This is a genomic window from Pseudomonas sp. TE31087, assembly GCF_057284075.1.
Genome location: NZ_JBXVNN010000001.1, coordinates 676,799 through 694,329, shown reverse-complemented (window position 1 = coordinate 694,329; position 17,531 = coordinate 676,799). Strand labels below are relative to the sequence as shown.

The following is a 17,531-nucleotide window of genomic DNA, read 5'->3' as shown; positions in this document are numbered from 1 at the left end:
CCCATCAGCGGTCTCCTGGCGTTGTCGCCGAGCCGCTGAGCACGCCGCTGGCGCCATCGAACGCCCGCGCCAGGCTGATGCCCTTCGGTCCCAGGCTCAACGCCTGCAGGGCCGGATCGTGGTCGCTGTCGCGCACCTTGATGATCGACAGGGCACGGTGCAGTTGTGCATCAAGCTCGGCGAAGCGCATGAGAATCAGGTTGTCGACGATGCTAGACAGGTCCGGGGCCGGCGCGGTGATTTCCGAACCGAAGATGTCGCGCATCTCCCAGGTCAGCAGCACCGTGACGCCGCGGGCGCGCAGCTCGCCGGTCAGCGCGCGGAAGAACGCGTTCAGGCGGGCAGGCTCCAGCGCCAGGCGGCCGAAGGCGCCCAGGCTGTCGATCACCACGCGCCGCGCACCCAATGCCTCGACCTGCGCCAGCAGACGGGCGCCGAGCTGGTCCAGCAGGCCTTCGGTGGTCGGCTGCCAGCTCAGTTGCACCGCCCCCTCGCGCTCCAGCGCCGGCAGCTCAAAGCCCAGTGCAGAAGCTTTCAAGCGCAGCCGCGCCGGCGTCTCGTAGAAACCGAAATGCAGGCCCGGCGCGGCCTTCGTCGAAGCGGCGAGAAACGCGATGCCCAAGGCCGTCTTGCCCACACCGGATGGTCCCATCAGCAGGCTCACCGAGGCCTCGGCCAGCCCGCCACCGAGCATGCCGTCCAGGTCGGCGACCCCGGTGGCGACCCGCGCCAGGGTTTGCGCATCCTGCTGGCTGGGCCGACTGTAGAGCGCCTCGAGGCGCGGATAGACCTGCAACCCCGACTCATCGATCTGGCATTCGTGGCGCCCGGATAGCGCGCTGCTGCCGCGGGTCTTGCGCAGCTGGACATGCCGCACCGCGGTACTGCCGACCAAGTGCTCGCCCAGCTCGATCACGCCATCGACCATGGTGTGCTCGGGGCTGCCCTCCTCCAGCCGGGCACTGGTCAGCAACAGCACCGTGCAACCGGCGAACGCCGCATGCCCCTGCAGCTCGGAGACGAACTTCTTGGTGTCCAGGCTGGTTTCCGCCCGCGAGCGTGCGTTGAGCAGGCCATCGACGACCAGCAAGGTGGCCTGCTGCCGGGCAATCTCCTGGCGCAACAGCCTGACCACCGCATCCAGGCCATCCTGCTCCAGGGTGTCGAAGGCGCTGACGAACTGGATGCTGTCACCGACCAGCGCCGGGTCGAAGAAACTCAGCGTCGACAGGTACTGGAACAGGCGCTCATGGGACTCGCTGAGCAGGGTCGCCACCAGCACCCGGCCACCGTCGCGCACATGGTTGCAGGCCAGCTGGTTGGCGAGGATGGTCTTGCCCGAGCCCGGGTGCCCCTGGACGATGTAGGAGGCGCCGACCACCAGCCCGCCCTTGAGCAGCGCATCGAGCCCTTCGATGCCGGTGGCCAGTCGCTTGAGTTGCTCGACCATGGTCGTCTATCCCTCGCTCGCAGGCGTATCGTCGCCCGTTCGGGCGGGCAGGTACAGGCTCATGCAGGTGCCTTCGCCAGGGCGGCTGGACACGCTGATCGCGCCCTCACTCTGGCGGGCGAAACCATAGGCCTGGCTCAGCCCCAGGCCGGTGCCCTTGCCGAAGGCCTTGGTGGTGAAGAACGGCTCGAAGATGCGCGGCAACACCTGAGGGTCGATGCCCTGCCCGTCATCACGCACATCGAAGCGCACGAAGTGCCCATGCAGCCCCTCCACCTCGCCGGCCAGGCGAACACTTTCGACTGCCAGGTGGATCTGCCCGGTCGCCGCGATGGCGTCGCGGGCGTTGAACACCAGGTTGAGCAGGACCATCTGCAACTGCCCGGCGTCCACCTCGATCAGCGGCAGGTCCGGCTGCACCTGCGGCAGCAGTTCGATGTCCCTGGGCAGCGCGTGCTCCGCCAGCCCGCAGGTGGTGTCGACCATCTGGGCCGGGGCGATGCGGGTGATGCTCAGTTGCCGATGCCGGGCAAAACTGAGCAGTTGCTGGGTCAGTTGGGTACCGCGCTCGCCGGCATCAAGAATATGCTCGAGCAGGCGTCGTACCCGTGCCGGGTCCTGGCTGCCAGAGGCCAGCCGGGCAGAGCTGAGGATGATGGTCAGCAGATTGTTGAAGTCATGGGCCAGGCCGCCGGTCAACTGCCCCAGGGCCTCGAGCTTCTGCGCCTGGAACAGCTGCGCACGCATGGCGTCCAGTTGCAGGGCGGACTCGCGGCGGTCGGTGATGTCGCGGGTGACCTTGGCCAGGCCGATGACCTCGCCAGTTTCGTCACGGATCACATCCAGCGCCGCCAGCGCCCAGAACTGCGTACCGTCCTTGCGCACGCGCCAGCCCTCGTCCTGCACCTTGCCCTCTTCCAAGGCCTGGTGCAGCAGCTGTTGCGGACGGCCTTCGGCACGGTCCTGGTCAGTAAAGAACAACGAGAAATGCCGGCCGATCACCTCGTCGGCGCGATAACCCTTGATCCGCTGCGCACCCGCGTTCCACGACACCACATGGCCGGTCGGATCGAGCATGTAGATGGCGTAGTCCACCACTGCCTGGACCAACTGCTCGTAGCGCGCTTCGGGCATCACCGAATGGGTGGGGCGGTCTGTCGACACCATGCAAGCTCCACAAGCACCGCGAAAGGACATATTGAGCGTAGTCAAAAGTCCCGCAGACACAGCCCTTCAGGCGACGATCGTCAGTGCTCGCGCTCCACCACCGTCGGCACCAGCCGGCGCGGCATCGCCACCTTAAGCAACCACAGCCCCAGCAGCAGGATCGACGCCCCGCCGCCCAATGCCAGCACGCGCTGTGGTTCTGCTTGTTCCTGATCGAGCCCGAGCATCAGCAGGTAGCCGCCCAGGCTCATGAAGCCTGCGTACAGGAATGCCGCCAGCAGGCAGACAAGCAGGAACAGCAGACGCCAGAACAGCTTCGGCCGGATACGCCGGACTGCGTCTGGGTCGGGGGAACGCGATGACATGGCGACACGACCATTGGATCCAATGAGTCAACAGTGGCGTAATGGCGGCATCCTGTCAATTGACCTATAGTGGCCGCGCCCCGATCCCACAAGGAAGCGACATGACTTCGAACCTTCGCATGCAAGGGTTGCAGGACGACCTTGTGCGCAGCGCCGGCGAACTCGACCAACTGTGCCAGGCCCTGGAGGGCCATGCACGGTTCCTGCGCCATTCGATCCACCAGGCCGATGCCCAGGCCATGGACGGGCATGTCGATGACCTGCACCACTCGGCCTGCGAGATGCGTGAAATCGCCCGTAGCATCAGGCCCTGAACCCTGTGGCCGGTTGACGCTCCTATAACAATGGGTTATAAAGCGCGCCTGATTGCCTGGGCCCTGCTGCTATGAAGCATGCCGGTCAATCGTGCGAGTGTGGTGGAATTGGTATACACAGCAGACTTAAAATCTGTCGGCGTGAGCCTTGCGGGTTCGAGTCCCGCCACTCGCACCATCTTCTGTCGATCAAGGCGCCCTTGCGGCGCCTTTTTCATGCCCGCCGGAAAACCGCCGCGCAGCTGCTAGAGTGGAACCTGTCACTGTCCACTGGAGCGCCGCCATGCGCTATAGCCTGCTCGACGGTCAACGCGACGTCATCCTGCTGCTCGCCCGCATCCTGCTGATGATCCTGTTCGTGCTCTCCGGCTGGAGCAAGCTGAGCGGTTTCGAAGGCACGGTCGGCTACATGACCTCTCTCGGCGCGCCCGCGCCCATGCTGGCGGCGGCCGTTGCCGTGATCATGGAGCTGCTGGTCGGCATCCTGCTGATCCTGGGCTTCTACACCCGCCCGCTGGCCCTGCTGTTCGCCCTGTTCGTGCTGGGCACCGCGCTGCTCGGGCACCCGTTCTGGAACATGGTCGAGCCCGAGCGCAGCGCCAACATGACCCAGTTCCTGAAGAACCTCGCCATTGTCGGCGGGTTGCTGCTGCTGGCCCTCACCGGCGCCGGGCGCTTCTCCCTCGACCGTCGCTGAACGCGACTGCGGCCTCAGTCGTCGCAGTCGTCGTGCCAGGCTGGATGGTCGTCCTCATCATCGAAGTCGTCGAGCGACTCTTCGTCCTCCTCGACTTCGTCCAGCGCCCCGTAGGCGTCCGCCTCGGGGTCGAAGTCTTCGTGGAATTCGGGGTCGAGCAGGTGGTCGTGCTCGGGTTCGGGCAGATCGTCTTCGTCGTGCATCGCAGGCTCCGGTAACAACGGCACGCCTGTATAGGCGCATCGACGCGGGCGGTCAATCCTCGCGGCGCTTAACCCCGGCTTAACCGACAAGGCGCATGGTGCAGGCTCTCCCTTCAAAAACGTTCTTTGCCCGCCGCCCTGGCGGGCTTTTTTTGCCCGGCCCTCCCCCGCACCACTGAACCGCCCGCCATTTCAGCGCTCGCATGGGTGCAGGATCTTTTCCATCAAGGAGCTTTCCCCATGGCCGTGAATATCGACCACCTGATCATTACCACCCCGGTGCCCAAATCCGCTACCAACCCTGTGGCCCTGGAGGTCACCGGCGCCCAGGCCCTCGCCAGCCTGCCCCAGGTTGTGAGCCGGCTGAGCAGTGGCGCAGTGCGCATGAGCGCCCCGACCAAGGGCGCATCGAGCAAGAGTACCCATCGAACCCGCTGCGAGTGGAAGGAGGCCACCTATTGGGCCATGAGCAGCGCCAGCCGACATTTCAGCCACCAGCGCATGGTGCTGGAGCAGGTCAACTCGGCACAGAAGGTGGTGATCGCGCAGCTGCATGTGAAAGACGACGACAGCCCGGCGATCAAGGTGTTCTGGAACAAGGGCAAGATCACCCTCGGCTTTCGCCGGGACTTCAACCAGGCGACGCCGACCAACAGCACCCTCCTCGTCGATGTACCCCTGGGCACACCCTTCGACATCACCCTCGAAGTCACTGCGGCCAGGGCCGCGACGGTGACCGCTGCCTGCAACGGCCGCAGCGGCGACTCCGGCCTGCTGCAAATGACCTCGGGCTGGAAGGACCACACCTTCAACTTCCATGGCGGTGTCTACAACCAGGTGGACTTCAGCGATGACACCCCGTCCACGGATGCGTCTGTCTGCGTGATCAGCCAGCTGGAACTGCTGCACCGTTAGAGGCTCGGGAGCCGTTGCCGGGGAACGTTCGCCGGACTTATGAAAAACTCGGTAACGTTTACTGCACGATTATCCGGATGGCCTTCACGAAATTCTGACAAACGCCCAGGCAGACTGACCTGGCTTCGATACGTTCTGTTCAACCCGCCTTTTTGGCGGGTTTTCTTTTTTGCGCTTTCCGTACAAACCAGAGCGCGCCAATTGACAACTTTTTCACCTCTGCCGTGCCAAGGTAATGACTCATCCGTGAAACACTTGGCCCGCCCTCCCCAGCGGGCCTTTTCTTTGCCTGCGCGCTAGTCGAAAGCGCCGTTGAGTACTTCGTAGATCACCCTCGTGGCGACTGCTACCAGAATAAGGTCGACACCCGCCTGCATCCATTCGTAACCGTCATAACGCGGAAGTTGGCCCAGCAGCCGGCCATCGAGTGTTGGCGATGCCTGGGGGCAAGGGCGACTTGGTAAAGTGGCATCCAGCCGGTATTGAAGGACCACAGGTCAAAGGAACGACATGCTGAAACTGCTCACCGACATAGCCTTCCTGTGCGCGGGGCTATTGCTACTGATCGCCCTCTTCTGGGCATGCACCTTCGAGCGCAATCGCTGGCGCGCAGCCTTCGAAGCAGACTTCACGACCAGGCTGGGCAACCTGGGTATCGACGGCTATGAACTGGTGGTCGACAACGTCACGCTGCCAACCCCCCATAGAGCTGCCGATGTGTACCGGATCTTCCACGATCTGAAGGGCAACTATTTTCTTTACATCAAGAACGGCTACGCCGCGGGAGCACTCAAGCCCTTGACCAGCGAGCGGGCGCTGCAGGCCGCGAAAATGAGTGGATACTCCTGCAAAGGTCCGCAGGTCTAGAGGGCGCTGGCTGTGCTGCAAAATCTGGCAACACTTACAGGCCACCCCGTCGATGAAACTCAATGGGATCGATGCTGTCCCATTGCCATCGGTTACTGCCGAGGCCGTCCGATAGCGCTCACAGACGTGGCAAGGTCCACATCGCGAAGCGATCCTGAAACGGCCTCGATATCCCGGTTTACCGGCGCGCGCATCCCACCTGTCGAGGATGCCGCCCTCATTTTTCAAGGCTGAAAGAGCGAACCATGAAACAGAACATTCTCCTCGTTGCCGTCTGCGCCGCCCTGCTCCAGGCATGTGCCCCGGCTTCCACCTCCCATGAAGGGACGCCTTCCATGCCCGCCACTGCCGCATCCAGCGCCACCCAGCCCAACCTCTCGGCCTACTACTGGAACCTGGTAGCGGCCAACGATGCGTCGGGCAAGCCCATCACCGCCATGGCCCCAGGCATCGAGGGCAAACTGCGGTTGAACTTCGCCGAACGCAAGCTGAACATCAGCGGCGGCTGCAACAACCAGTTCGGCGGCTATTCCTACCAGGACGGCGTACTGAAGGTGCAATCACTGGCCTCGACCCTGAAGGCCTGCGACAAGCCCCTGATGGAACTGGACGCCCAGGTCGGGCGCCTGTTCAAGGGCGACCTGCGTACCACCCTATCCGACGATGCCGGGGAGCCGATGCTGCAACTGACCACCCAGGACGGCTCTGTGCTGAAGTTCCAGGGTGAAGCCACCCCGGAGACCCGCTACGGCAGCAAGGGCGAGATCAAGTTCCTGGAAGTGGCCGCCAAGACCGTCAAGTGCAGCCATCCACTGATCCCCAACTACCAGTGCCTGCAAGTGCGCGAGCGTCGCTATGACGACGCCGGCCTGCAGTTGGCGACCCAGGACAGCTGGCACCCGCTGTACCAGTCCATCGAGGGCTTCGAGTACCGTGACGGCGTGCGCACCGTGCTGCGCGTGAAGCAATACGAATGGAAGAACCCGCCGGCCGACGCCCCGTCGCAGGTCTATGTGCTGGACCTGGTGGTCGAGCAGGACGCTTCGGGCAAGTAATTGCCAGTCGGCGCAGGCCGCCCTGCAGCGGCCTGCGCCTGGAACCGACGGCGACCTCAGGTGAGCACCGCGTTGACCTGCGCACTGTCGACGTATTGCTCCATGCTGACGATCTTGCCGTTGTTCAGCCGGTACAGGTGGGCAAAGGTAGCCGTCATCGCCTTCCCGGTCTTGCGATAGGTCCCCGAGTAAACGCCAAAGGCGGCAACTCGGTCGTCCTCGGCCACATAGGTATGCACCTTGGCCTGGTAGCCATCCCATTCGGTGGCCAGGCGATGGAACACACCCTCCATGATCGCCTGCGGGCCGACATAGGTACCGGCATAAGGGAAGCCGGCCGCCTCGGTCCAGGTCACGTCCGCTGCCAGCGCCGCCAGCAGATTCTGGCCATTCTGTTCGGCTGAGCCTTCGTACGAGGCTCGGATGATGTCCAGGTTGCTCTTGCTCATGGCTTTACCCCCACGTTCAGCTCGCGAATGAAGGCCTGAAGATCTGAAAAGATAGCGCTGGCAGGTAACAACTGCAGGGCATCGTCCGCTTGTTGCAGGACAAATGTCGGGACGCCTCGGCCGCCCACGCGACCCAGCAAGGCACGCCCATGCCCCACACGATCGTCGTTGGCCTGCAGCAAGGCCGAATCCGGGCGCGCCAGCCGCTCGGCGGCGGCATTCAAGCCCAGGTTCGCCAGCACAGCTGTCAACGTCTCCAGTCGAGTCACATCCAGGCCATCGACATAGCGCGCCGCCTGAATCGCCTTGAGCGCTTCGAACTCGCGCTCAGGCGCAGTCAGGTTCACTGCGCTGAGCGCCAGGGTAGACGGACCACTGTCGAACGCCTGAAGGCGGTCGGCGAGTACCTGGTCGCGATAGCGCTCACTGAAGACCTGCCCGGTCAGCCGCTCGATGCGTTGGTCGTTGCTCCAGGCGTAGGCCGCAAAGTCATCATCCATGGCGCGAGCACCGCTGCCGGAAAACAGCCCCGTCGGTATCAGGCGTAACGCGAGGCCCGTGGATTCGAGAACCCGAGGCAGCGGTCCTCCTGCACCGTAGCACCAGCCGCACAGTGGGTCGAAGAGGTAAACCAGGGTCTTGTTCATGGTGAAACGCCTTGAATGGAATGCCTCGAATCTTATAGCGAGCGAATTGACATTTAAACACATACGAAATAAACACACTGTATGCTACAAACATACATTAAAGGATATATCAATGACCGGCGCTTCCAGCCTGAACAGGCTTGCGTACTTCACCGCAGTGGTCGAAACCGGCTCCTTCACCGCAGCAGCAGAGCGCCTCGGCATCACCAAGGCCGTGGTCAGCCAACAGGTAGCGCGGCTGGAAAGCGACTGTCGTACCACACTGCTGGTTCGCAGCACGCGCAAAGTCCGCACCACCGAGGCGGGCCAACAGTTCTATCACCGCTGTGCATTGATCCTCAAAGAAGCTGAAGAGGCTTTCGAGGAATTGTCCGAAGCGGCCAGCGAGCCGACGGGCACCCTACGCCTGACCGCCCCTTTCGATTACGGCATCGGTGTCGTGGTGCCGGCCATCACCGCATTCTCGCAGCGATATCCGCAGTGCAAGGTCGAGGCACACTTCAGCGACCAGACCCTGGACCTGGGCGCCAACGATCTGGACCTTTCCATTCGCGTTGGCTGGATTACCGAGCAACATCTGCAGGCCCGGCGAATCGGCGAGTTTGCGCAACGGTTGGTGGCCGGCCCTCAATGGCAAGCGCGAGCGGACAAACTGCAGGCCCCAGCGGAGCTGGCCGAGTTGCCGATCGTGGCGAACCTGGCGCTGCGAGAGCCGACCCGGTGGGTATTTGCCAAGGACGCGATGCAGCGCGAAACGGTGGAGATGAGAGCCAGCCTGTCGCTCAACGCCACCTTGGCAGTGCGCGAAGCCACGCTGCTCGGGGCCGGGCTATCGGTCCTTCCGGACTATGTGGCGGAACCAGACCTGCAAGCAGGCCGGCTGATCGAGGTCCTGCCGCAATGGTCGCTGCCCCGAGGCGAGATCCATGCAGTCTTTCCAACGGCTCGCTTTCGACCGGTCAAGGTGCGTGCATTCATCGAGCTGCTGGCAAGCCGCCTGGCTTAATGAGACGGCGCAGACCATCAGGTCAGGGCACGCCCGCGCAGCCGCCGACAATGCTACGCTCCTGGGATCACAGCCATCCAAGGGAATGAAGATGAGCCTCGACTGGCACGCTGGACCGATCACCCGCAACACCCCGCTGGACAGGCACTACCGGAACACGCAGAAGGTCCGGCGGTTCCTGGTCGGTGAATGTGGCGAGGCCTTCAAGTTCGACCGCGCCTTCATGGCCTGGATCAAGAGCGGAGCACCTGCCACCATGGGGGAAGTTGCGGATGAATGGCTGCGCAGACGCGGCTGATCCAGGCCGCTTGCTGTCCCACGCTGGCCGCCCTTGCTCCCACCCCGGATGCTACCCGGCAGTTGCCTTCAGGATTGGCCCTTTTTAGCGTGGAACGGCGCAAAGGTCATACCGAAGAACCAGCCGCCGATCATTGCCAGCCAGATCGATTTGTATCCCTCTACGTTGTAGGCGCACCAATAGTTGATCGCCGTAATCACAACGAAAATCGAGAAAAACTGCTTGCGGGAGTACCTGCTCAGGTAACGGGTGGCGGCTGCGTCCAGTTCTTTGAGCTTTTTCATTGCGTTTCATCCTTGAATAACCAGTAGAGGATCACAGCGAATTTACCGGTGGTCACACACTTTCCTTAGTGTCCCACGATTTGTTCCAGATGGCGGGGCGACGAACAATTCGCAGGCATTAAAAAACCCCGCAGACCTAGATCTGCGGGGTTTCGAATGGTGGAGGCCGAGGTCGGAATCGAACCGGCGTAGACGGATTTGCAATCCGGAGCATAACCACTTTGCTACTCGGCCTCAAAGTCGGAGTCAGCTTTCGCTATCTCCTTGAAACCGCTGGGCTTTTTCAAGTCAGCTGCGTTTCGATGGACGCCATTATGTCGGCATTCGACGCACCTTGCAACCCCCTTGGAGAAAAAAATCTTCAAGGGGTTCAAGGTGTTAGCGCAGACGCCCGAGTTTGCTCCACAAGCCGACCAGGGTGTTCTCCACCGCCCCGCTGGCGGCCACGCCGATACGCTCCTGCAGGCTCTTGCGCTCGGCGAAGCGCAGGTGGAACACATTGGCCTCGCGGGCGCTGCGGCTCAGGTACTCGTCGCTGGTGCCCAGTTCGTCGACCAACTGGCGATTGAGCGCGGCGATGCCCAGCCAGACTTCGCCAGTGGCCACCTCGTCTATATGAAGCTGCGGGCGGTAGCGGGCGACGAAGTCCTTGAACAGCTGATGGGTGATGTCCAGGTCTTCCTGGAACTTCTCCCGGCCCTTGTCGGTGTTCTCGCCGAACACGGTCAGGGTGCGTTTGTATTCGCCGGCGGTGAGCACCTCGAAATCGATGTCGTGCTTTTTCAGCAGGCGGTTGACGTTGGGCATCTGCGCCACCACGCCGATCGAGCCCAGCACCGCGAACGGCGCACTGACGATCTTCTCGCCGATGCAGGCCATCATGTAGCCGCCGCTGGCGGCGACCTTGTCGATGCAGATGGTCAGCGGGATGCCGGCCTCGCGGATGCGCGCCAGCTGCGAAGCCGCCAGGCCGTAGCTGTGCACCATACCGCCGCCGCTCTCCAGACGCAGCACCACCTCGTCACGCGGGGTGGCCAGGGTCAGCAGTGCGGTGATCTCGTTGCGCAGGCTCTCGGTGGCCGAGGCCTTGATGTCGCCGTCGAAGTCGAGGACGAACACCCGGCGCTTGTCCTCGGGCTTTTTCTTCTGCTGTTTTTCCGCCTTGGCCTGCTGCTTGCGCAGGGCCTTGAGCTGGGCCTTGTCGAGCAGGCCCGACTCAAGGCGCTCGCGCAGTTCCTTGTAGAACTCGTTGAGACGGGTAACCTGCAATTGCCCGCCCGGCTTGCGCCGCCCTTTGCCACGCAGGCCGGCGATGGCCGACAGCACCACCAGGATGGCGATCACCAGGGTGGCGGTTTTGGCGAGAAAGCTTGCGTATTCGGCAAGAAACTCCACATTGACTCCTTGATAAACCAGCGCCGCAACGGCGCGAACTGGATGCAAGCATACCGGGGCGCCAGGGCCGCTGCCAGCCGGTGAAAATGCTGGCAACACAGTTCAAACGACCTTTTCAAACGCTTGTATGTTTTTTCGTTGACAGCCCGCCTGGGGCAACCTAACCTCGCAGCAACCTCCAACCGGGCCGGACTTCAACGTGGGCAATCTCTACCTGATCCGACATGGCCAAGCCTCCTTTGGTGCCGCCGACTACGACGTCCTTTCGCCGGTCGGCGAGCGTCAGAGCCAGGCACTGGGCGAGCACTTCGCCCAATTGGGCCTGCGCCTGGACCGTTGCGTGGCCGGCACCCTGCGTCGCCAGCAGGACACCGCCCGCCTGGCTCTGGACGCGTTGCAAGCCCATGGCGAAGCAGTCCCGGCCATAGAGACCGACGCGGCCTTCAATGAGTTCGACGCCGACGGCGTGATCCGCGCCCTGCTCCCTGCCCTGCTGCCCGAAGAGCCCGAGGCCCTGCATGTGCTGCGCAACGGCGCCCAGCACCGCAGCGAGTTCCAGCGCCTGTTCGCCCTGATGGTGCAGCGCTGGCACGACGGCGACCACGCCCACGACGAACACCTGGAAACCTGGCAGGCCTTCACCGGCCGGGTCGGCGATGGCCTGCGGCGCCTGCTCGACAGCGCCGCCAACGGCGACAACATCGCCCTGTTCACCTCCGGCGGCACCATCGCCGCCCTGCTCCATCTGGTAAGCGCAATTACGCCGGCTCAGGCGTTCACCCTGAACTGGCAGATCATCAACACGTCGCTCAGCCACCTGAAGTTCCGTGGCCGCGACGTCACCCTGGCTTCCTTCAACAGCCAAGCCCATGTGCGGCTGTTGCGGTTGCCGGAGCTCGTCACCTACCGATGAGCCCGGTCTGTTGTGTCCCTGCGGACGCGAATATCACTTAACAAGGAATACACCATGAGCGATGTAGCTAAAGCCGTCGAGGCGATGAAGGCAAAATTCAACCCATCCGCTGCCGCCGGCCTGGACCTGGTGTTCGGCTTCAACATCACCGACGAAGACAAGCACTACGCCCTGCTGGTCAAGGACGGCACCTGCGAGATCCAGGAAGGCGAGAACGCCGATGCCAACTGCACCCTGGTGATGGACAGCGAAACCCTCAAGGGCATCGTCAGCGGTGACACCGACGGCATGCAGGCCTTCATGGGCGGCAAGCTGCGCGTCGAAGGCGACATGATGCTGTCGATGAAGCTCAGCGAGCTGTTCCCGTCCTGATCGGCGCGGCGAATCGCCAATGAAAAAACCGAAGCCTGACGGGCTTCGGTTTTTTTTCGCCCGCTGCAAGGCCCGCCCATCAGGGCCATTGATCGCCCGGCAACACCCAGGCCAATAAACGTCTGGCACGCTTGTACCAGCTTTGACAGGAAATTAGATTAGCCAATAGTCCTTGCTACTGATCATAAGGAAATCGCATGACGCTCACCGACCAGTCCACCCAGGTACGCCCCGGCGAAGAACTCGACGCGGCCGTCATCGATCCGTACCTCAAGGATCACATTCCCGGCCTCGCGGGCACGCCGAGCATCAGCCAGTTCCCCGGCGGCGCCTCCAACCTGACCTATCTGGTCAGCTATCCGGACCGGGAGTTCGTGCTGCGCCGCCCGCCATTCGGCCACAAGGCCAAGTCGGCCCACGACATGGGCCGTGAGTTTCGCATCCTCAACCAGCTCAACGCTGGCTTCCCCTATTGCCCCAAGGCCTACGTGCACTGCACCGACGAGTCGCTGATCGGCGGCGAATTCTATGTGATGGAACGGGTCAACGGCATCATCCTGCGTTCGGACATTCCCGCCGAACTGGACCTGGACGCCGGCCGCACCGAAGCCCTGTGCAAGAGTTTCATCGACCGCCTGGTCGAGCTGCACCAGGTGGACTACCAGGCCTGCGGCCTGGCCGACCTGGGCAAGCCGGAAGGCTATGTGCAGCGCCAGGTCGAAGGCTGGGCCAGCCGCTACGAAAAAGCCCTGACCCCCGACGCGCCGCGCTGGGAGCAGGTGATCGCCTGGCTGCGCGAGAAGATGCCCGCCGACCATCCGCGCCCGGGCATCGTGCACAACGATTACCGCTTCGACAACGTCATCCTCGACAGCGCCAACCCGATGCGCATCATCGGCGTGCTGGACTGGGAGATGGCCACCATCGGCGACCCGCTGATGGACCTGGGCAACAGCCTGGCCTACTGGATCGAGGCCGACGACCCGGCACCGGTGCAACTGATGCGCCGCCAGCCAAGCAACGCCCCCGGCATGCTCAGCCGCCAGCAGTTCGTCGACTACTACGCCGAGCGCGCCGGCATCCGCATCGACAACTTCGACTTCTATTATTGCTATGGCCTGTTCCGCCTGGCCGGCATCGTCCAGCAGATCTACTACCGCTTCTTCCACGGCCAGACCCAGGACAAGCGCTTCGCCCAGTTCATCCACATGAACCGGCTGCTGGAGCAGATGAGCCTGCAACTGATCGGCAAATCCAGCCTGTAATCCCGGCAGACAACAAGGAATACGCGCATGTCCAAGACCCACCTGTTCGACCTCGACGGCAAGATCGCCTTCGTTTCCGGCGCCAGCCGCGGCATCGGCGAAGCCATCGCCCACCTGCTGGCCCAGCAGGGTGCCCATGTGATCGTCTCCAGCCGCAAGCTCGACGGCTGCCAGCAGGTGGCCGAAGCGATCGTCGCCGCCGGCGGCAAGGCTACCGCGGTGGCTTGCCACATCGGCGAGATGGAGCAGATCCAGCAGGTGTTCTCCGGCATCCGCGAGCAATTCGGCCGCCTCGACATCCTGGTCAACAACGCCGCTACCAACCCGCAGTTCTGCAACGTCCTGGACACCGACCTGGGCGCGTTCCAGAAGACCGTCGACGTCAACATCCGCGGCTACTTCTTCATGTCGGTGGAAGCCGGCAAGCTGATGCGCGAGCACGGTGGCGGCAGCATCATCAACGTGGCCTCGATCAATGGCGTCTCGCCCGGGCTGTTCCAGGGCATCTACTCGGTGACCAAGGCGGCGGTGATCAACATGACCAAGGTCTTCGCCAAGGAGTGCGCGCAGTTCGGCATCCGCTGCAACGCTCTGCTGCCGGGGCTGACCGACACCAAGTTCGCCTCGGCGCTGGTGAAGAACGACAGCATCCGCAACGCCGCGCTGCAGCAGATCCCGCTCAAGCGCGTGGCCGACCCGAGCGAGATGGCCGGCGCGGTGCTGTACCTGGCCAGCGATGCCTCCAGCTATACCACCGGCACCGCGCTCAATGTCGATGGTGGGTTCCTGTCCTGATCCGGATCCACGCACGCCCTGTGTAGGAGCGGCCTTGTGCCGCGAAAGGGCTGCGCAGCAGCCCCAGGATTTCAGCGCTGGTGCAAAGATCGCGGGGCTGCTTTGCAGCCCTTTCGCGGCACAAGGCCGCTCCTACAGGGATGGCGCAACCCGCGGATCTATCCCTTGATCGCCTGCAACGTATAGCTCAGCGGCAACCGCCACGGCGCCTCGTTCAGGCGCCACTCGCCGTCATCGCCCAGCGTCATCTGCCCCGGCAGCGCTTCCCAGGGGATGCTCTGGTGCTCCTCCAGGCCAGTGATGCGCAGGCCGTTGTTCAGCAGCGCGGTGATCACCTCGCCCAGGCCATGGTTCCACTCATGGGTTTCGGTCTGGGTCAGTGCCTGGTCGGTTTCGACATAAGTCTCGTCACTGTGCCACACCGTCGGTGCCTCGCGCTCGAAATACGGGTACTCCAGTTGCAGGCGGTCCTGATGGTCCTCGTTCACGGCCATCAGCATCGGATGACCGTCGCGCAGGAACAGCCGCCCGCCCGGCTTGAGCAACGCCGCCACGGTCTGCGCCCAGCGCTCGATGCTCGGCAGCCAGCACAGCGCGCCGATGCCGGTGTAGACCAGGTCGAAAGCCGCCGCCGGCAATACCTGCGTAGCCTGATAGACGTCCGATTCGACATAGGCGATGCCCGCCCCACAGCGCTCGGCCAGCTGGCGTGCCTGGACCAGGGACGCCGCAGAGAAATCCAGGCCGCAGACCTCGGCGCCCAGGCGAGCCAGCGACAGGGTGTCGGTGCCGATATGGCATTGCAGGTGCACCGCGCGCAGGCCGTGGATATCGCCCAGGCGTGGAAGGTCGAAGCGCACCACCTCGGACAGGTGCCCGGGCTCGGCGACGAAACGCTCGACTTCGTAGTCCCCGGAGGCGGCGTGCAGGGGGGCGCGCTCGTCCCAGCTGGCGCGGTTGAGTTCCAGTGATCGGCTCATAGCGGTGCTTCCCTGTCCTGATTGAGTCAGGCGCCACGTTAACCGGCCCCGACAAACCCGGCAACCACCCCGTCAACCAGAAGTTGACGGCTCGGGTATACTGCCCGCTTCGTGCCCGCCCAAGGATCCAGCGCCCATGACCGAAAACAGCTTCGCCTTTCGCCTCAAGGAACTGCTCGAACACCACAAGCTGACCCTGCAGGCCGTGGGCACGGCGCTGGGGATCTCGCGCACGGCGGTGCACAAGTGGACCCGTGGCGGCGAGATCGACTACGACAACCTGCGCCGCCTGGCCGACCTGCTCAAGGTCAACTGGATCTGGCTGCGCTACGGCGAAGAGGCCCTGCACAGCGTGCGCCAGGCCGAGGTGGTCGAGCTGCCGATGACCGATGTGCGCCGCCGCTACACCGCCGAGATCATGGAAAGCGAGACGCGCATGAAGCTGGCCCAGGAAGGCGCGCGCATCGTCACCTGGGAATGGAACCTGGTCACCGACGAAGTGACCTACTCGCCCAACGTCGAGGCGGTGTATGGCTGGCCGCTGCGCCGCAACGAGGACTTCTGGGAACACATCCACGCCGATGACGCCCGCCACATGCAGGGCATGTATGCCCAGGCGGTGGCCGACGGCACCGGCTGCGAATGCGATTTTCGCATCACTCGCCCCGACGGTGGCCAGCGCTGGATCGCCTCGCGCGCCACGGTGCTGCGTGACAGCGTCGGGCGCCCGGTGAAGATGGTCGGCATCAGCATGGACAACACCGAGCGCAAGGTCGCCGAAGAAGAGCTGCGCCAGAGCGAGGCGCGTTTTCGCACCATCTTCGAACTGGCCTGGGGCGCGCTGGCCTATATCGACCCGGATGGCAGCTGGCAGCGGGTCAACGGCAGCTTCTGCGAGCTGCTGGGCTACCGCGAGGACGAACTGTACGGCACGACCTTCCAGCAGATCACCCACCCCGACGACCTGCCGGGCAACCTGGCGTTGCTGCAGCGCATGCTGGCCGGCGAGATCGAGCGTTACGAGGTGCAGAAGCGCGTGCGCCACAAGGACGGGCGCTATATCTGGGTACGGGCGCGCACCTCACTCGAACGTCGCGCCGACGGGCAGCCGGAGCATCTGATCAGCGTGTTCGAGGACATCACTGCCGAGCGCGCGGCAGGGTAAGCATCACAGCGCCCCCCCCCTGTGGGAGCGGGTTTACCCGCGAAGAATCCGACGCGGTGCTTGGCACCGGCTACGCCGGTGTTCGCGGGCAAGCCCGCTCCCACAGGTATCGCGCCAGACTCCAAAAAATGAGCAAGACAGTTGCTCCCACAGGGTGTCGATTTGCCTGTTCCAGTCCTGCACTGGCCTGGCTTCAAGCTACAGACAGGTGGCCGCCGCCGCCCGGCGCTGCAACGCCACGCCGTCATTCTTCTGCGCGTAATAGTCCACCCGCGTGCCCCCCGCCTGGGCGTAGACATCGACGAACGACTCCGCCTCCCGGGTGTACACGGTGAACCCGCCCTGCTTGCGCGCCTCCAGGTAGCCGCTGGCATCGACCCCGAAGGTGTTCTCTTCCTGCCAGCTGAACTGGATGCACTGGGCGACCAGGTCCGGCGTCTTGTGCGAATCCAGGCGTGCGGTGGGCGAGCCGTTGCGCGCCGCTTCCATGGTCGACGATGCACAGCCCGCCAGCAGCAGCGCCACGGTGATCGGCAGAATTGCTCGCATGTTCCATCCTCGGGACAAAAAAGAAGCAGACTCTAGCACTGCCGGGCCGGCCGGGGAATCGCCGCTACCGCTCATCGCCGCCGCGATAAAAGTTTGCGCGGCGAAGAACCAAATCGATCGCCACAGGTCACAGGAGGTACCGCGTAAACCGTTGCGGATCAAGGACCTATAACGTGATGAAACGCCTTGCAAGCCTTTCGATGGTCGCCACCCTGCTGCTGCTCGGTGGCTGCTACAGCAACCACTACCACGACGATGACGACGGCTGGCGCGACCGTGACCGCGGCCACCGTCATCACCATCGCCACGACCGTGACGATGACGACCGCCAGTACCGTGACCGCTACTACCGCTGAAGCGTCTTTCAAACCCTGACTCGC

23 protein-coding genes, 2 tRNA genes and 1 pseudogene are annotated in these 17,531 nt (G+C 63.6%); 14 read left to right on the top strand and 12 right to left on the bottom strand.

Annotated elements, in window-relative coordinates:
• Positions 1 to 4: 4 nt before the first annotated feature.
• The 3 genes from ACZ899_RS03265 to ACZ899_RS03255 form a co-directional block, all read right to left on the bottom strand.
• Entirely contained in the window at positions 5 to 1,450 is a 1,446-nt protein-coding gene (locus ACZ899_RS03265) for an ATPase domain-containing protein (RefSeq protein WP_203652300.1), read from the bottom strand.
• A 6-nt stretch (positions 1,451 to 1,456) separates the two neighbouring features.
• Positions 1,457 to 2,617, bottom strand: coding sequence for a two-component system sensor histidine kinase NtrB (locus tag ACZ899_RS03260; RefSeq protein ID WP_234560712.1), 1,161 nt, complete (start codon positions 2,615 to 2,617; stop codon positions 1,457 to 1,459).
• Positions 2,618 to 2,697: 80 nt separating this feature from the next.
• Entirely contained in the window at positions 2,698 to 2,982 is a 285-nt protein-coding gene (locus tag ACZ899_RS03255; RefSeq protein WP_234560713.1) for a hypothetical protein, read from the bottom strand.
• A gap of 101 nt (positions 2,983 to 3,083) precedes the next feature.
• On the opposite strand from ACZ899_RS03255, the gene ACZ899_RS03250 reads away from it, so the two are divergent.
• The 3 genes from ACZ899_RS03250 to ACZ899_RS03240 all read left to right on the top strand — a co-directional run bounded on the left by ACZ899_RS03250 (position 3,084) and on the right by ACZ899_RS03240 (position 3,993).
• Positions 3,084 to 3,296, top strand: coding sequence for a hypothetical protein (locus tag ACZ899_RS03250; RefSeq protein ID WP_234560714.1), 213 nt, complete (start codon positions 3,084 to 3,086; stop codon positions 3,294 to 3,296).
• Positions 3,297 to 3,389: 93 nt separating this feature from the next.
• A tRNA-Leu gene (locus ACZ899_RS03245) sits at positions 3,390 to 3,474 on the top strand.
• Positions 3,475 to 3,579: 105 nt separating this feature from the next.
• The gene (locus tag ACZ899_RS03240; protein ID WP_028692439.1) at positions 3,580 to 3,993 is read left to right on the top strand and encodes a DoxX family protein; all 414 of its coding nucleotides are present in this window, start codon (positions 3,580 to 3,582) and stop codon (positions 3,991 to 3,993) included.
• Positions 3,994 to 4,007: 14 nt separating this feature from the next.
• Here the strand turns inward: ACZ899_RS03240 and ACZ899_RS03235 are convergent, their stop codons facing one another.
• Positions 4,008 to 4,196 (bottom strand): hypothetical protein, encoded by a 189-nt coding sequence (locus tag ACZ899_RS03235; RefSeq protein ID WP_050706261.1) that lies wholly within the window; start codon positions 4,194 to 4,196, stop codon positions 4,008 to 4,010.
• 240 nt (positions 4,197 to 4,436) lie between these two features.
• Here ACZ899_RS03235 and ACZ899_RS03230 point away from each other — a divergent pair, with 240 nt between their 5' ends.
• A complete protein-coding gene (locus tag ACZ899_RS03230; RefSeq protein WP_234560715.1) occupies positions 4,437 to 5,111 on the top strand; it encodes a polysaccharide lyase family 7 protein in 675 nt (224 codons plus the stop codon).
• A 296-nt stretch (positions 5,112 to 5,407) separates the two neighbouring features.
• On the opposite strand, the pseudogene ACZ899_RS03225 reads toward ACZ899_RS03230, so the two are convergent.
• Positions 5,408 to 5,564, bottom strand: a pseudogene (locus ACZ899_RS03225) (anti-virulence regulator CigR family protein); the annotation flags it as partial.
• Positions 5,565 to 5,621: 57 nt separating this feature from the next.
• Between ACZ899_RS03225 and ACZ899_RS03220 the strand changes: the two are divergent.
• Positions 5,622 to 5,978: a hypothetical protein gene (locus ACZ899_RS03220; RefSeq protein WP_234560716.1), complete on the top strand. Its 357-nt coding sequence runs from the start codon at positions 5,622 to 5,624 to the stop codon at positions 5,976 to 5,978.
• A gap of 335 nt (positions 5,979 to 6,313) precedes the next feature.
• Positions 6,314 to 7,033, top strand: a complete 720-nt coding sequence (locus tag ACZ899_RS03215; protein ID WP_234560717.1) for an META and DUF4377 domain-containing protein — start codon at positions 6,314 to 6,316, stop codon at positions 7,031 to 7,033.
• A gap of 56 nt (positions 7,034 to 7,089) precedes the next feature.
• Here the strand turns inward: ACZ899_RS03215 and ACZ899_RS03210 are convergent, their stop codons facing one another.
• Complete coding sequence (locus ACZ899_RS03210; protein ID WP_234560718.1) at positions 7,090 to 7,482, bottom strand: nuclear transport factor 2 family protein; 393 nt, start codon at positions 7,480 to 7,482, stop codon at positions 7,090 to 7,092.
• The gene (locus ACZ899_RS03205) at positions 7,479 to 8,129 is read right to left on the bottom strand and encodes a DsbA family protein (protein WP_234560719.1); all 651 of its coding nucleotides are present in this window, start codon (positions 8,127 to 8,129) and stop codon (positions 7,479 to 7,481) included. Before ACZ899_RS03205 ends, ACZ899_RS03210 begins: the two co-directional genes overlap by 4 nt.
• 112 nt (positions 8,130 to 8,241) lie before the next feature.
• On the opposite strand from ACZ899_RS03205, the gene ACZ899_RS03200 reads away from it, so the two are divergent.
• Both ACZ899_RS03200 and ACZ899_RS03195 read left to right on the top strand, forming a co-directional pair.
• A complete protein-coding gene (locus tag ACZ899_RS03200; protein WP_234560720.1) occupies positions 8,242 to 9,135 on the top strand; it encodes a LysR family transcriptional regulator in 894 nt (297 codons plus the stop codon).
• Positions 9,136 to 9,226: 91 nt separating this feature from the next.
• Positions 9,227 to 9,433, top strand: a complete 207-nt coding sequence (locus ACZ899_RS03195; RefSeq protein ID WP_234560721.1) for a DUF6434 domain-containing protein — start codon at positions 9,227 to 9,229, stop codon at positions 9,431 to 9,433.
• A gap of 68 nt (positions 9,434 to 9,501) precedes the next feature.
• On the opposite strand, the gene ACZ899_RS03190 is transcribed toward ACZ899_RS03195, so the two are convergent.
• The 3 genes from ACZ899_RS03190 to sohB form a co-directional block, all read right to left on the bottom strand.
• Entirely contained in the window at positions 9,502 to 9,717 is a 216-nt protein-coding gene (locus tag ACZ899_RS03190; RefSeq protein ID WP_028692450.1) for a hypothetical protein, read from the bottom strand.
• Positions 9,718 to 9,877: 160 nt separating this feature from the next.
• Positions 9,878 to 9,951: transfer RNA gene (locus ACZ899_RS03185), tRNA-Cys, on the bottom strand.
• Positions 9,952 to 10,095: 144 nt separating this feature from the next.
• The gene (gene sohB, locus ACZ899_RS03180; protein ID WP_232855611.1) at positions 10,096 to 11,112 is read right to left on the bottom strand and encodes a protease SohB; all 1,017 of its coding nucleotides are present in this window, start codon (positions 11,110 to 11,112) and stop codon (positions 10,096 to 10,098) included.
• 199 nt (positions 11,113 to 11,311) lie between these two features.
• Here sohB and ACZ899_RS03175 point away from each other — a divergent pair, with 199 nt between their 5' ends.
• The 4 genes from ACZ899_RS03175 (at position 11,312) to ACZ899_RS03160 (ending at position 14,457) form a co-directional block, all read left to right on the top strand.
• Positions 11,312 to 12,025: a histidine phosphatase family protein gene (locus ACZ899_RS03175; RefSeq protein ID WP_234560722.1), complete on the top strand. Its 714-nt coding sequence runs from the start codon at positions 11,312 to 11,314 to the stop codon at positions 12,023 to 12,025.
• Between the two features lie 54 nt (positions 12,026 to 12,079).
• A complete protein-coding gene (locus tag ACZ899_RS03170; protein WP_203652286.1) occupies positions 12,080 to 12,397 on the top strand; it encodes an SCP2 sterol-binding domain-containing protein in 318 nt (105 codons plus the stop codon).
• Between the two features lie 197 nt (positions 12,398 to 12,594).
• Positions 12,595 to 13,662, top strand: a complete 1,068-nt coding sequence (locus ACZ899_RS03165; RefSeq protein WP_234560723.1) for a phosphotransferase family protein — start codon at positions 12,595 to 12,597, stop codon at positions 13,660 to 13,662.
• A gap of 27 nt (positions 13,663 to 13,689) precedes the next feature.
• On the top strand, positions 13,690 to 14,457 hold the full coding sequence (locus ACZ899_RS03160) for an SDR family oxidoreductase (RefSeq protein ID WP_234560724.1): 768 nt from the start codon (positions 13,690 to 13,692) through the stop codon (positions 14,455 to 14,457).
• A gap of 158 nt (positions 14,458 to 14,615) precedes the next feature.
• Here ACZ899_RS03160 and ACZ899_RS03155 read toward each other — a convergent pair whose 3' ends face one another.
• A complete protein-coding gene (locus ACZ899_RS03155) occupies positions 14,616 to 15,437 on the bottom strand; it encodes a class I SAM-dependent methyltransferase (RefSeq protein WP_234560725.1) in 822 nt (273 codons plus the stop codon).
• A 136-nt stretch (positions 15,438 to 15,573) separates the two neighbouring features.
• On the opposite strand from ACZ899_RS03155, the gene ACZ899_RS03150 reads away from it, so the two are divergent.
• Positions 15,574 to 16,602 (top strand): PAS domain-containing protein, encoded by a 1,029-nt coding sequence (locus tag ACZ899_RS03150; RefSeq protein ID WP_203652283.1) that lies wholly within the window; start codon positions 15,574 to 15,576, stop codon positions 16,600 to 16,602.
• 198 nt (positions 16,603 to 16,800) lie between these two features.
• On the opposite strand, the gene ACZ899_RS03145 is transcribed toward ACZ899_RS03150, so the two are convergent.
• Positions 16,801 to 17,151 carry a hypothetical protein gene (locus tag ACZ899_RS03145; RefSeq protein ID WP_186733684.1) on the bottom strand — a complete coding sequence of 117 codons (351 nt, stop codon included), beginning with the start codon at positions 17,149 to 17,151 and terminating at the stop codon, positions 16,801 to 16,803.
• A 176-nt stretch (positions 17,152 to 17,327) separates the two neighbouring features.
• Between ACZ899_RS03145 and ACZ899_RS03140 the strand changes: the two genes are divergently transcribed.
• On the top strand, positions 17,328 to 17,507 hold the full coding sequence (locus ACZ899_RS03140) for a hypothetical protein (protein ID WP_046855050.1): 180 nt from the start codon (positions 17,328 to 17,330) through the stop codon (positions 17,505 to 17,507).
• Positions 17,508 to 17,531: the final 24 nt, after the last annotated feature.